We start from the raw sequence: 12,328 nt of genomic DNA on the forward strand, positions 1-12,328 counted from the left end.
CCCTTATAAAGTATAAGCCAGACTGACTTCCTTTGAACCGTTCTCACGATGAAGCATCGTTCTTGCTGGCTTCGTAGAAGCAATCAGCTTTCCATGTCGAATTGAGTGAGTAACACTGGCCTGACGACGCACCGCATCAAACACAGTTTCAGAATCCAAGAGAATCAGGTTGCCCGGTTTACCGATATCAATGCCATAGCTGTCCTGAATATTCAGACATTGGGCACTGTTGCGGGTAATCAAATCAATGCCTTGATTGATCTGGTCAAAGCCAGTCATCTGGCAACCCACCAACCCTGTAAACAACACCTGCAGCATATTGCAGCCCTGCATGGGGAACCACTGATCAACAATATCATCCTGCCCGAAACAAGCATTCACACCCGCTTCCAGCAATTCAGGAATGCGTGTAATACCGCGACGTTTTGGATAAGTATCCATCCGCCCCTGCAAGTTCAGGTTCGTCACTGGGTTAGCAATAAAATGGATGCCGGAATGTTTCAGTAACCGCATGAGCTTAAATACATAGGCATTGTTGTACGAATGCATCGCCGTAGTATGACTTGCCGTAACACGGTGTCCCATGGAACGCTCGAGCGCCATGGTGGCAACGGTTTCCACAAACCGGGACTGATCATCATCAATTTCATCGCAATGAATATCGATCAGACGATCGTATTTTTCCGCCAGTTCAAACACAGTCTTTAACGATTCAAGGCCATATTCTCGAGTGTATTCAAAATGAGGAATACCACCCACCACATCTGCGCCCAATTTCAAGGCCTCTTCCATCAGTTCCGCACCTTTTGGATAGGACGGAATACCTTCCTGAGGAAAAGCGACCAGCTGGATATCAATCAAACCTTTCACTTCTTCCCGAAGCTCCAGCAAACCGTGCAGTGCGGTCAATGATGGGTCTGTCGTATCCACATGGCTGCGAACGTGCTGGACGCCCTGGGCGATATACCATTCCAATGCTTTGGAAGCCCGCTGTTTTACATCATCACGGGTCAGGGTTTTCTTGCGTTCAGACCAGTTTTGAATCCCCTCAAACAATGTACCTGAGCGATTCCATACTGGCTCACCGGCCGTGAGTGCCGTATCGAGATGAACATGAGGATCCACAAAAGGCGGCAATGCCAGTTGACCATTGCCGTCAATCACATCAGCATCCCGTGAAGGCTCTTTTCGCGAAGGCTCTTTTCGTAAAGAGCCCGCCGGGGAAATGGCAGAAAATACGCCGTCGTTTATTTCAATATCAAACAACCCCTGCTGGTCATGCAGCCGGATATTGTCAATTCTCATTGTTAAGCCTCAGTCTGGGAAAGCGTCTCTTTGGAGACGCCCTGAAACATCGTGACTCTCTGCAGCAATACATGGGTGACAGCGGCAACCACCACACCATTGATTGGTGCAATACCCGGCAGAAAAGAAGCAGCGGCAATACCTGCCACCCAGGCCACCAGTGCGGATGGATTTACACTGGCAAATGTGGTTTTTGCATAATCCGAATATTGCCCTTTTCTTATCAGGAAGTAATCGGCCAGCAAAATCGCACCCACCGGCGGTAAAGCGGAACTCAGTAAGCTCAACCAGCCCACAAAGTTATTGTAGAGCCACAGGGCAAACAGCGTACCCAAAGCACCATTAATCATCACAATCACATTCTTACTTTTGCCGGTAATGCTGGCAAAACCAAGGCCTGATACATAGAGCGCATTATCGTTGGTGGTCCAGATATTCAAACCAAGGGTAATCACCGCCGGTAGAATCAGACCTTGCAGGAACATCACTTCAGCAATGTCCGATTTGCCGGTCACCATGGCGCCGATAGCACCAAAGGTGAACATCAGGCTGTTGCCCAGGAAAAAGGCGATTAGTGTCGCACTCACCGCAATCTTTGGTGTGCGGGCAAAGCGAGTAAAGTCAGCGGTCAACGTACCACCACTGATAAACGACCCAATACAGATACTGATGGCAGTAGCAAAACCAATGGTGCTGACCGGTTCAATCCCCATCAATGCAGAAAAACCACCGGCACTGTCCACCGATTCTTTTATTGAAAACCCTCCCAGCACTGCGATCGCCGGCACCGCAACAAAACTGAGAATGGTCAGAGCTTTAAAGCCAAAGAACGCGGTGGCAGTCATCAGAAAACCAGAGATCAGCACTAAAAGCTCGGTGCTGATGCCTGTTGCTTTGTTCACCGGCAGTGCGAACATCGCGACACCCACACCAAACCAGCCAACTTGTGTGGCTGCCAGTACCAGCGAAGTGAGTTTGCCACCTATTTTACCAAAGGTGTATTCCGCGAGAAGATGGGTAGAAAGGCCGGTTTTACTGCCCATCCAGGCGAGACCTGACGTATAGGCGCCCAGCAGTAAATTACCGATCATCACAGTGATAAGAAAGCTTGAGAAGTTCAATCCCTGTCCCAGGGTTCCTCCAGACCACATACTGGCGGAGAAAAAGGTAAAGCCCACCATCACAACAAGAATGGGAAAAAAGCCTTTGCGAGCTTCAGATGAAACGGGAGAGTGGGCAAAATCCTGAGAATGTTCCGACATCGGTCCTCCAATAAAGTAGGGAGTGGTGAGGGCCTTATAGCCGGAGATTCATATTATCAGAACGACCGTTCGAAGTCAGTGAACAAGAAACCGTATTCGGTTACGGAATATACGTTTACTGATCAACCCTCACTCATACTCTTATTGAAGTTTTTAAATCATGCCTCTGAAAAAATCAGGTGCCATACACCTTCTGAGCAGGAACTGCTTCGTCAATCAGCCCAGCAATCGCCTGGCCAATCTCTGCCGCTTCCCAGCGCGCACCCTTGTCGTTTTCTGGTCCACGACGCCAGCCGTCTGCAAGGGAGATCTTACCGCCTTCCACTTCAAACAAACGGCCTGAAACGTTCTGACTCTGTTCTGAGCCGAGCCACACCACCAGAGGCGCAACATTTTCTGGCGCGTAGAAATCAAATCCATCTTCCGGCTTTTTCATCATGTCGCCGAACACATCTTCCGTCATGCCGGTACGGGCTGCCGGTGCAAGTCCATTGGCCGTAATACCATAACGCGCCAGTTCCGCCGCCTGAACCAGCGTTAATGAAGCAATGCCACCTTTTGCAGCAGCATAGTTTGACTGACCAATAGAACCCTGCAGGCCTGCGCCGGAACTGGTATTAATAATACGCGCATTGACGTCTTTACCGCCCTTGGACTGCTCACGCCAGTATTTCACTGCATGACTACTGATGCAGAAATGACCTTTCAGGTGAACGGCCATCACTGCGTCCCAATCGGACTCTGACAGGCTGGTAAACATACGATCACGGCAGATGCCAGCATTATTAACCACCACATGCAGGTCACCAAACGCTTCGATTGCCTGTTTAACAATTAGGGCAGATTCTTCATAGTCAGTAATGTCGTTGCTATTAACCACCGCCTCACCACCGGACTGCTTAATGGTTTCCACCACGCTTTCAGCGGCTTTACCATTAATATCATTCACAATTACTTTTGCGCCTTCCGCAGCAAAGCCCAGAGCATAAGCTTTACCCAGACCACCACCAGCACCAGTAACGATCACTACACGATTTTCACAAATAGCCATTTCTCACTTCCTATTCTTATTCTTTTAAAGTCGTTCAATAATTGTCACGTTAGCCTGCCCACCACCCTCGCACATGGTCTGCAAGCCGTAACGGCCACCTGTACGTTCCAGTTCATGGAGCAGCGTTGTCATCAATTTTGTACCGGTCGCACCCAAAGGATGCCCCAACGAAATTGCACCACCATTGACGTTTGTTTTTGCCTGGTCATAACCCGTCTCTTTCAACCAGGCCATGGCAACGGAGGCGAAAGCTTCATTAATTTCCACAAGATCAATCTGATCCAGAGTCATCCCCGCTTTTTTGAGCGCATAATCTGTAGCAGGAATCGGTGCCGTCAGCATCCAAATCGGGTCAGCGCCGCGTACACTCATGTGATGAATACGAGCTCTTGGTGTCAGGTTGTATTTTTTTAACGCTGCTTCAGAAACAATCAATACCGCTGATGAGCCATCGCAGGTCTGACTGGATACTCCGGCGGTGACCTTGTCACAACCAAACAGGAAATCCAGCTCAGCCATTTTCTCTAACGTTGAGTGGCGAGGCGTTTCATCCATTTGAACACCTTCCAGCTGAACGATTTCACGATCAAAACGACCTTCTTCAATCGCCTGAAGTGCACGACGGTGAGATTCTAATGAATAACGTTCCAGATCTTCACGGGATAATCCCCAGTGATCTGCGATCATCTGGGCAGATTTGAATTGCGTGGGTGGCTCAGCACCATAACGCTCAACCCAACCTTTAGAACCGGAGAAAGGATCGGTAAACCCCAATGGTTCTGCAGCCATCATCGCAGACGAGATGGGAATCTGCGTCATGGTTTGCACACCTCCGGCGACCACTACATCCTGAGTACCACTCATTACCGCCTGCGCAGCAAAGTGCACTGCCTGCTGAGAAGAGCCACACTGACGATCAATGGTCGTGCCCGGCACGGCATCAGAAAGACCCGCTGCCAACCAGCTGGTGCGAGCAATATCGCCGGCCAGCGGGCCAATGGTATCAACGCAACCAAAAATCACATCGTCGTATTCGTTATCCGGAATACCGTTACGTTCAACAATGGCCTTTAAAACATGGGCACCGAGATCCGCACCATGAACATGAGCAAGCCCACCTTTACGACGACCGGTCGGTGAACGGACTGCATCAACAATATAAGCTTCTGCCATCTCTATTATTCCTGTGCAAAGGTGCTTCCGGCACCCAACTGAGAGCCTTCAGCCAATACAAACTGCTTGATTCTCTGTTTATGAAAACCCTGAGAACCGTAGGAAGAAACCAGTGCCCAGGTATTTTTCATAAATATCTGCAGATCCACTTCCCAGGTGTAGCCCATGGCGCCATGGGACTGAATGCCATTTTTGGCAGCCAGCAATGCAGCATCAGTAGTCACCAGTCGTGCATGAGAAACGTCTCGCGCTCTGCTACTCAAACCATTCGCCACAGAATAAGCGGCTTTGTATAAAGGCGATTTGGCAAACTCAATTTGCACCGCCACATTAGCCAGCAAATGTTTTACCGCCTGAAAAGAACCAATGGGCTTACCAAACTGTTTGCGATCTGCCGTGTATTCAACGGACAGATCCACCATCTTTCTGGCGAGCCCAAGCTGCTGTGCCGACACCGCCAGAGCACCACGATCAAGCGCATCTTGCCAAAGTACTTTTCCACCAGACTCATTGGCGATCATCGTTTCTGCCGCAGGTGTCCATTCAACAGAAAACAACTGACGACTTGGGTCAACCGAGGCATTTCTCGTCAGTTTCACCTGATCAGGATTAACCGCGTGAACTTCATCGCCATGGGCAAGAATCAACAGGTCAGCAATATGCGCATCAGCAACCAGAAGGTTCTGTGGATGACCAATGGCAACCCGAACTTCACCCGTCGCTATACGACTCAGCCACAGTTCTTTAAATTCAGCCTGATCATCACCAAGACTTTTTAATAGCGGTGTGGATACTAATACAGTTTCAACCAGAGCTTCTGGTAAAGCGGTGTAGCCGCACTCTTCGGCCAGTAGAATAAAATCCAGCTCATTCATGCCAAGGCCACCATAAGCCTCTGGCACGGCCATGGCCGTCAAACCCAACTCTGCTAATTGCAACCAGAGTTCACTGGACCGCCCAGATTCACTTTCCCAGCGATCACGCAGTGTTTCTGCCGTGACTTCATTGGTCAGAAATGACTTCACACTGTCGTGGAACATCAGCTGATCTTCAGTAAACGTAAAATTCATTGCTGCCTCCTTACGCTCTGGGCATGCCCAGCATACGCTCGGCGATGATGTTCCGTTGGATTTCGTTGGTACCGGCGTAGATCGGACCAGCCTGGGCAAACATAAAACCATCCAGCCATTTGCCAACATCGTCAGCCGCCGGCGCATGAGGTAACAATTCTGCCCGCGCACCCAAAATACTCATGCCGGTTTCATGCATATTCTGATCCAGTTCTGACCAGAAAATTTTATTGGTAGACGACTCTGCACCAATCTTTCCACCCTGAACCAACCGCGAAGCCGTCATATAGGTGTTCAAGGTGTATGCCTCGGCATCCATCCAGGCTTTCATCACGGCATCGCCAATTGTCGGATCAATATCCGCAGATTCTTTATTGGCTTTGTACAGTTCAACCAGCCGGCGGGCGGTTTCCTGAAAACGCGCAGGAGACCTGAGCATCAAACCACGCTCAAACCCTGCGGTGGACATAGCAACGTGCCAGCCCATACCTTCACCACCCAGAGCGTTTTCAACCGGTACTTTGACATTGTCGAAAAAGATTTCAGCAAAGCCGGGCAAACCATCCAACTGAGGAATTGGACGAACCGTGACGCCTGCTGCATCCAGCGGTACAAGAATAAACGTAAGACCTTTATGACGGCTGGATTCCGAATCAGTACGGAAAATACCAAAGGTCCAGTCAGCCCAGACGGCACGAGTCGACCAGGTTTTCTGACCATTAATCACGTAATGATCACCAACCCGCTCAGCCTTGGAACGAATAGCCGCCATATCGGAGCCCGCACCCGGCTCAGACCAGCCCTGCGCCCACACTTCTTCTCCGGTTGCCATTTTAGGGAGAAAGCGAGCTTTCTGTTCTTCCGAACCAAACTCCATCAGTGTTGGCCCTAACAGAAATATACCGTTCTGATTCACCCGTGCCGGTGCACCGGAACGATAATATTCTTCTTCAAAAATCAGCCATTCAATCAGATCGCAACCTCGACCGCCCAGTGCTTCTGGCCAAGTCACCATTCCCCATCGACCGTCGTTTAATTTGGCTTCCCATTCACGGTGCTGTTGAAAACCTTTTTCCGTATCAAAAGAGCTCAGTGGTTGCTCAGGAACATTCTGCTCCAGCCAGCTGCGCACTTCCTCTCGGAAAACGTTTTGACCATCGGTATAACTGAGATCCATCTTACGCCTCCGACCCTGCTGCTTGTTTCTGTTGCTCCGAGGAAAACGACGCATCCCGCTTTTCCACGAACGAATCTCTGGCTTCCTGGGAATCAGGAGATGTATAGGCTTCTAAGGTAAAACCCTGTTCCCAGCGGTATTTGGCTTCCAGACTGCCATCTTCAATACCGGTGAGCGCTTCCTTCGCCAGCTTGATCATCTTTGGACTTTTTGCAGCGATCTTTGTCGCGATTTCTCTGGCAGTATCCAGAAGCTGGTCACGGGGAACCACTCGCTCAACTGCACCCAGGCGGTAGGCTTCCTGCGCATCAATCATGTCGCCAGTGAAGTACATATGGCGCACTTTCTGCACCGGAAACATTCTCTGCAGGTGCGCACCGCCGCCCATGGCACCGCGATCTACTTCCGGCACACCAAAACGGGCACAGTCAGAAGCGACAATAATGTCCGCAGCACCGGAGATACCGATACCACCACCAAGTACAAACCCGTGAACAGCGACGATGACTGGCTTAGGGTTCAGATGAATCGTTTCAAAGGTGTCGTAATTACCTTTGTTAACCTTGACAATAAGGCTGCCGTCGTCTGCCAACTCTTTGATATCCACACCGGCGCAGAAACCACGACCATTGGCGGCAATAATAATCACACTAACATCGTCGTTCTTACCAAGGGATTCAATTTCAGCAGCAATATCTGCCCAGCCCTGACTGGTGAATGCATTGACCGGCGGATGATCAAAAATAAGCTCAGCAATACCCTGCTGAATGGTCACATTAAACGGTTTACTCATTTTTGTTATTCCTTGAATGACATACGGGACTGTCACATAAGCCAGAAATCTCGTTCCCATGGCCTTGAGGGTGTCGCAAAAGCCCAAACATCTCGTTCCCATGCTCCGCGTGGGAATGCATACCTCTTAATTTTCAAAGAGATAGATTTATGGATTCCCACGCAATAGCATGGGAACCAGAACATGATAATGCGGCACTAAACGGTAACAGATTCTTCTAATTCAGATTTCTTGTGACTCTGAGAATTGGTCGTCAGTTGGTTGAGTCGATCTAATTGCTGATTGGCTTCCTGCATGATTTCCTGAATCAGTTCTTCACAGCTCAGCAGGCTATCAATGGCACCCGCAATCTGGCCTGCAGGCAGAACGCCTTCACCGGGTTTACCATCCACCATGGCTTTTTGAATCACCATGGGCGCATTGGCGGCCATAATGGTCTGAGCTGCGGTCATCTCACCTTCACCACGCATTTTCAGTGCCGTTTTCAGCATGCTAACCAATGACATACCGGTGTATTTTCGGAAGGCCAGTCCATTGCTGATGGCGAGCATCAACTTCTTCAAAGGCCCCGCATTTTCCAGTTCAGCCAGAAACTCATTGGTAATCATCCGCTGAGGCATACCATCAATCGCTTTACTGACAATGATGCTGCCGGGATTGTTGGTGCCCACATATCGGTCAAGGGTGGCTTCGGGCACTGGGCTATTTTTTGTCATCAAAAAACGGGTACCCATGGCAATGCCTTCTGCGCCATAGGCCATGGCGGATATAAGACCTTTGCCATCTTTAAAACCACCAGCAGCCACTACAGGAACATCCAGAGCCTCAACAACTTGAGGTAGCAGAATGGAGGTAGGAATAGAGCCGGTATGACCACCGCCCTCACCGCCCTGAACCGTGACAGCATCTGCGCCCATTTCTACGGCTTTGATCGCATGTTTCAGCGCACCAACGGTTGGGATACAAACGACACCCGCTGCTTTGAGCTGGCTGATCATTTTCTTACCAGGTGACCGACTGTAACTGACAGCCTTCACACCATGACGCACCACCATAGCCACAATCTCTGCGGCATTGGTCTGATACATATGGAAGTTCACACCAAAGGGCTTATCCGTCAATTTTTTGGTTTCAAGAATGGTGGCTTCCATCTCTTTCGGAGGAATGGTGGCACCGGCCAGAAAGCCAAAGCCACCGGCATTACAGGTTGCGGCTACCAGTTTCGGCTCGGCGACCCACCCCATGGCGGTCTGGATAATCGGATATTCACAACCTAACAGTTCAGTAAGACGGGTTTTCATTATGCTTCCGCCTTTTCATTATCCGACAACTGACGTTGAGACTCAGCCATGGATTTACCATCAAACCCGGCCAGACGATCACCAGACACCAGATCATTGTGAGAGTGGGCAAAATGATGCAAACCAAACACCATATCCATGGTGGTTCGTTTGCCCATTAAATCTTCAGCGTTATTCACCGCCTGTTTGGTCAGCTGCAAACCAAGGCGAGGCATTTTGGCGATACGGCCAGCAATCGCCAACGTCTGTTCTTCCAATTCATTTCTGCTGACGATTCTATTTAACATCCCCATTTGATAGGCACGCTCAGCCGGCATACGTTCCCCCAGAAACAGAAATTCTTTGGCAATTCTTGGGTTCAGCTCATGGGCGTGGGCAAAGTATTCAACACCGGGAATGCCCATTCGTACGACAGGGTCTGCATAAAAAGAATCATCGGAAGCAATAATCAGGTCACACACCCAGGCCAACATCAGACCACCGGCAATGCAGGCACCCTGCACCATGGCAATGGTTGGTTTGGGAATGTCACGCCAGCGACGGCACATGCCGAGATAGACTTCCTGCTCGCGGGCATAGAGGAATTCGCCACCGGGTTTATTGGTGTGGTCATACCAGAGGCTGGCTCGATCAAAGGTTTGATCAACGTCACGACCCGGTGTGCCAATGTCATGCCCGGCAGAGAAGTGTTTGCCAGCACCTGCCAGCACAATCACTTTAACGTCGTCATCACTGCTGGCTCGACGAAAGACGTCGTCCAGCGCATAGGTCATTTTTGAGTTTTGCGCATTGTTGTACTCAGGCCGGTTCATAGTGACGATGGCAACACCATCACGAACCTCGTAGAGTACGACGTCCTGATTTTCCGTCTTATCTGAGTTATCTGTCATCGTCAGGTTTCCATCTTATTCTTTTTATGAGCATGTTTAATTACAAAACCCTATGACTACAGGCGACGATCACCCGGCGGATTATCCTTCAATTGTTTTGAGCGGAGGTTATGAGGATCCAACTCACGAATCACCTCAAGTTGCACCTCTGTCGGAGCCGCAGTGACAGGCACATCGCCTTCGACAAACACTTCAAAACCGGTGTTTTTCAGAACCTGTTCAACGGTAACGCCCGGATGAACGCTGACCAGACGAAGTTGATGATCCGGGCCATTCCAATCCATGACGCACAAATCAGTAATCACCAGACGTATATCCACCTCATCCAACGTATAACCTTTTGGCTGTCGTTCCGGGTTGTAGCCAATGGAGGCAACCACGTCACATTCGCCATCCACAAACACGCGGGTGTTATGGCTTGGTACAAAAAAACTGTTGGCATGGCTGATCGAGTTACCCGGAAAACCTCGAACGCCTAACATCTGAACCTTTGGTTGTTCATAAGTGCCGCCAAGGGCTGAAATATTTGCCTGACCAAACCGGTCAATCTGGGTTGGGCCAACCATAGCGTGACGCTTGCTGCTCCACACATTATCAAAAATGCGAGAGAAACCCATCCAGGTTTCATTCTTTTGCACAAAGCCTTCTTCTCGAGTGCCTACAGGGTTAGGCTCAGACAACAGCCATGCTTCGGAATCTGTCATCATCAAGTCGGGATTGAAAGTTTTCATGGCAAGGCTTGCCGCCAGACGTGGAATCAAACCAATGCCGGTGGCCAGAACTTCGCCATCGCTTCGAAAAGCTTCTGCACCGGCACAAATCATCAGTTCTGCCAGTGTGTATTCTTCAGCGGTGCTCTCTTGTGACAAATCGTGGGTCATCATCAGTACCTCAATTAATAAACCGGCAACGGCAATTGTTTAATGGCTTCCAGCCCACCGACTTTGGTCTGGTACTCTTCTTCACTGCTGTCTTTAATGAATTGCTCAAAATAAGATACAAAACCACCGTCTTTTGCTGATGCGTTGTAGGTTTTGAAATGAGGCACATCAAATCCGTAAAGTGGAGCACAGGAGGTTGGGTGAGCGCCGCCGGGCTGCAGACATACGCCGGCTGTCATTGAGCGCTCCCAGAAGACATAGCGGGATTCTTCCGGGTTATTGAAGTAATCAGAATCCACCAACTCATCACAGGTGACAAAGGTCTTCTTTGCGGCCCGGGCAAACCAGTCATCCATATAATGATCAGAACCTTTGATCTGACAAACTCCGCGCTCATCAGCACGATCCACATGCAACAGTGAAACGTCCAGATTCAGTGCCGGCATGGCAACCCATTCTTTTTCATCATAGGGGCTATCAATCACTTTGATGTCAGGGTTGTTACGGATAACGTCGGTTCCCAGACCAATACGGGTCGGGATATAAGGACATCCCCACGCGGCAGCACGAAGGCCAAGCAGCATCATGCCTTCATCCACTTCCATCACGTCGATACTGCCCTGCTGGCGAGCCTGGCGAAAATAAGGTTCAAGGGGAATAAAATCGAGAGAGACAAAGGCGAAAATGACTTTCTTCACTTTGCCGGCGGCACAGAGCATACCGACATCAGCACCGCCATAGGCGACAATGGTTAAGTATTTCAAATCAGAGCGGAGAATCTCACGGATCAGCGCCATCGGTTTACGCCGTGGACCCCAGCCACCAATACCGATGGTCATACCGTCCTGCAGCTCGGCAACTATATCTGCAGTGGTCATGCGTTTGTCCATGATCCGACACCTTTTTGTTATTCTTGTATGCAGATGAACAATAGGAGCATCTGCAACAGTGGTTATTGGTTGCAGCTCCTTTCTTCGATGGTCGCTTAAACACAGAACCCAACTACGCTGCTATCACAGAGATTAACTCGAGAGGGGGGATATTCATCATCGTCCAAGGGGACTAAGGAGAAAATGCTGAGACTGGTAAAAAAAAAATGGAGTAGTGGCAGCTAATCAGAAAATTAAATTAAAAAAAAGATGACTGTCACGCGTCATCCCTTCTAGCTTATATCTTACTCTGTAGGCAGAAAAATATAACTTATCTTTTCTTCCTTAGCACATTTTTTTGTGCAGCCGCATTATCAGCAATTCCCGCTGACAGCTTATTAATGCTCAAATTAATTGGTAATTCAAACCGCCATTTATTCAGGACGAACGAAGTCACGCTGACTAATGAGCAACAATATCCGCAAGTTCTAAACACAGGTTAAWCAGGACTATCTTGAGTGCCACTATGTGGTATCAACAACCAAATGTTTCAAAC

Annotated in this window: 11 protein-coding genes; all 11 read right to left on the reverse strand. The window is 49.4% G+C overall.

Annotation, left to right across the window (positions count from 1 at the left end):
- Window positions 1–3: 3 nt before the first annotated feature.
- The 11 genes from codA to AKL11_RS22905 all read right to left on the reverse strand — a co-directional run bounded on the left by codA (window position 4) and on the right by AKL11_RS22905 (window position 11,793).
- Window positions 4–1,305: a cytosine deaminase gene (codA, locus tag AKL11_RS22855; protein ID WP_067522343.1), complete on the reverse strand. Its 1,302-nt coding sequence runs from the start codon at window positions 1,303–1,305 to the stop codon at window positions 4–6.
- A gap of 2 nt (window positions 1,306–1,307) precedes the next feature.
- Window positions 1,308–2,567 (reverse strand): cytosine permease, encoded by a 1,260-nt coding sequence (gene codB / locus AKL11_RS22860; protein ID WP_067522346.1) that lies wholly within the window; start codon window positions 2,565–2,567, stop codon window positions 1,308–1,310.
- 175 nt (window positions 2,568–2,742) lie between these two features.
- Window positions 2,743–3,618, reverse strand: coding sequence for an SDR family oxidoreductase (locus AKL11_RS22865; RefSeq protein ID WP_067522348.1), 876 nt, complete (start codon window positions 3,616–3,618; stop codon window positions 2,743–2,745).
- A gap of 24 nt (window positions 3,619–3,642) precedes the next feature.
- Window positions 3,643–4,791 carry an acetyl-CoA C-acetyltransferase gene (locus AKL11_RS22870; protein ID WP_067522350.1) on the reverse strand — a complete coding sequence of 383 codons (1,149 nt, stop codon included), beginning with the start codon at window positions 4,789–4,791 and terminating at the stop codon, window positions 3,643–3,645.
- A 5-nt stretch (window positions 4,792–4,796) separates the two neighbouring features.
- Window positions 4,797–5,861, reverse strand: a complete 1,065-nt coding sequence (locus AKL11_RS22875; protein ID WP_067522352.1) for an acyl-CoA dehydrogenase family protein — start codon at window positions 5,859–5,861, stop codon at window positions 4,797–4,799.
- A gap of 10 nt (window positions 5,862–5,871) precedes the next feature.
- Window positions 5,872–7,038, reverse strand: coding sequence for an acyl-CoA dehydrogenase family protein (locus tag AKL11_RS22880; protein ID WP_067522354.1), 1,167 nt, complete (start codon window positions 7,036–7,038; stop codon window positions 5,872–5,874).
- Between the two features lies 1 nt (window position 7,039).
- Window positions 7,040–7,831, reverse strand: coding sequence for an enoyl-CoA hydratase family protein (locus AKL11_RS22885; protein ID WP_067522356.1), 792 nt, complete (start codon window positions 7,829–7,831; stop codon window positions 7,040–7,042).
- 197 nt (window positions 7,832–8,028) lie between these two features.
- On the reverse strand, window positions 8,029–9,132 hold the full coding sequence (locus AKL11_RS22890) for an NAD(P)H-dependent flavin oxidoreductase (protein WP_067522359.1): 1,104 nt from the start codon (window positions 9,130–9,132) through the stop codon (window positions 8,029–8,031).
- Complete coding sequence (locus AKL11_RS22895; protein WP_067522361.1) at window positions 9,132–10,022, reverse strand: enoyl-CoA hydratase; 891 nt, start codon at window positions 10,020–10,022, stop codon at window positions 9,132–9,134. Before AKL11_RS22895 ends, AKL11_RS22890 begins: the two co-directional genes overlap by 1 nt.
- A 56-nt stretch (window positions 10,023–10,078) precedes the next feature.
- The gene (locus tag AKL11_RS22900) at window positions 10,079–10,906 is read right to left on the reverse strand and encodes a CoA-transferase subunit beta (RefSeq protein WP_245673439.1); all 828 of its coding nucleotides are present in this window, start codon (window positions 10,904–10,906) and stop codon (window positions 10,079–10,081) included.
- A gap of 11 nt (window positions 10,907–10,917) precedes the next feature.
- Window positions 10,918–11,793, reverse strand: a complete 876-nt coding sequence (locus tag AKL11_RS22905) for a CoA transferase subunit A (protein WP_067522365.1) — start codon at window positions 11,791–11,793, stop codon at window positions 10,918–10,920.
- Window positions 11,794–12,328 lie beyond the last annotated feature (535 nt).

It is taken from the genome of Endozoicomonas ascidiicola, from assembly GCF_001646945.1.
Taxonomy (GTDB): domain Bacteria; phylum Pseudomonadota; class Gammaproteobacteria; order Pseudomonadales; family Endozoicomonadaceae; genus Endozoicomonas; species Endozoicomonas ascidiicola.

Coding starts and splice junctions, on each gene's coding strand:
- codB (WP_067522346.1), bottom strand. CDS start 2,567: ATGTCGGAACATTCTCAGGATTTTGCCCACTCTCCCGTTTCATCTGAA.
- AKL11_RS22865 (WP_067522348.1), bottom strand. CDS start 3,618: ATGGCTATTTGTGAAAATCGTGTAGTGATCGTTACTGGTGCTGGTGGT.
- AKL11_RS22885 (WP_067522356.1), bottom strand. CDS start 7,831: ATGAGTAAACCGTTTAATGTGACCATTCAGCAGGGTATTGCTGAGCTT.
- AKL11_RS22870 (WP_067522350.1), bottom strand. CDS start 4,791: ATGGCAGAAGCTTATATTGTTGATGCAGTCCGTTCACCGACCGGTCGT.
- AKL11_RS22875 (WP_067522352.1), bottom strand. CDS start 5,861: ATGAATTTTACGTTTACTGAAGATCAGCTGATGTTCCACGACAGTGTG.
- AKL11_RS22880 (WP_067522354.1), bottom strand. CDS start 7,038: ATGGATCTCAGTTATACCGATGGTCAAAACGTTTTCCGAGAGGAAGTG.
- AKL11_RS22890 (WP_067522359.1), bottom strand. CDS start 9,132: ATGAAAACCCGTCTTACTGAACTGTTAGGTTGTGAATATCCGATTATC.
- AKL11_RS22905 (WP_067522365.1), bottom strand. CDS start 11,793: ATGGACAAACGCATGACCACTGCAGATATAGTTGCCGAGCTGCAGGAC.
- AKL11_RS22895 (WP_067522361.1), bottom strand. CDS start 10,022: ATGACAGATAACTCAGATAAGACGGAAAATCAGGACGTCGTACTCTAC.
- codA (WP_067522343.1), bottom strand. CDS start 1,305: ATGAGAATTGACAATATCCGGCTGCATGACCAGCAGGGGTTGTTTGAT.
- AKL11_RS22900 (WP_245673439.1), bottom strand. CDS start 10,906: ATGATGACCCACGATTTGTCACAAGAGAGCACCGCTGAAGAATACACA.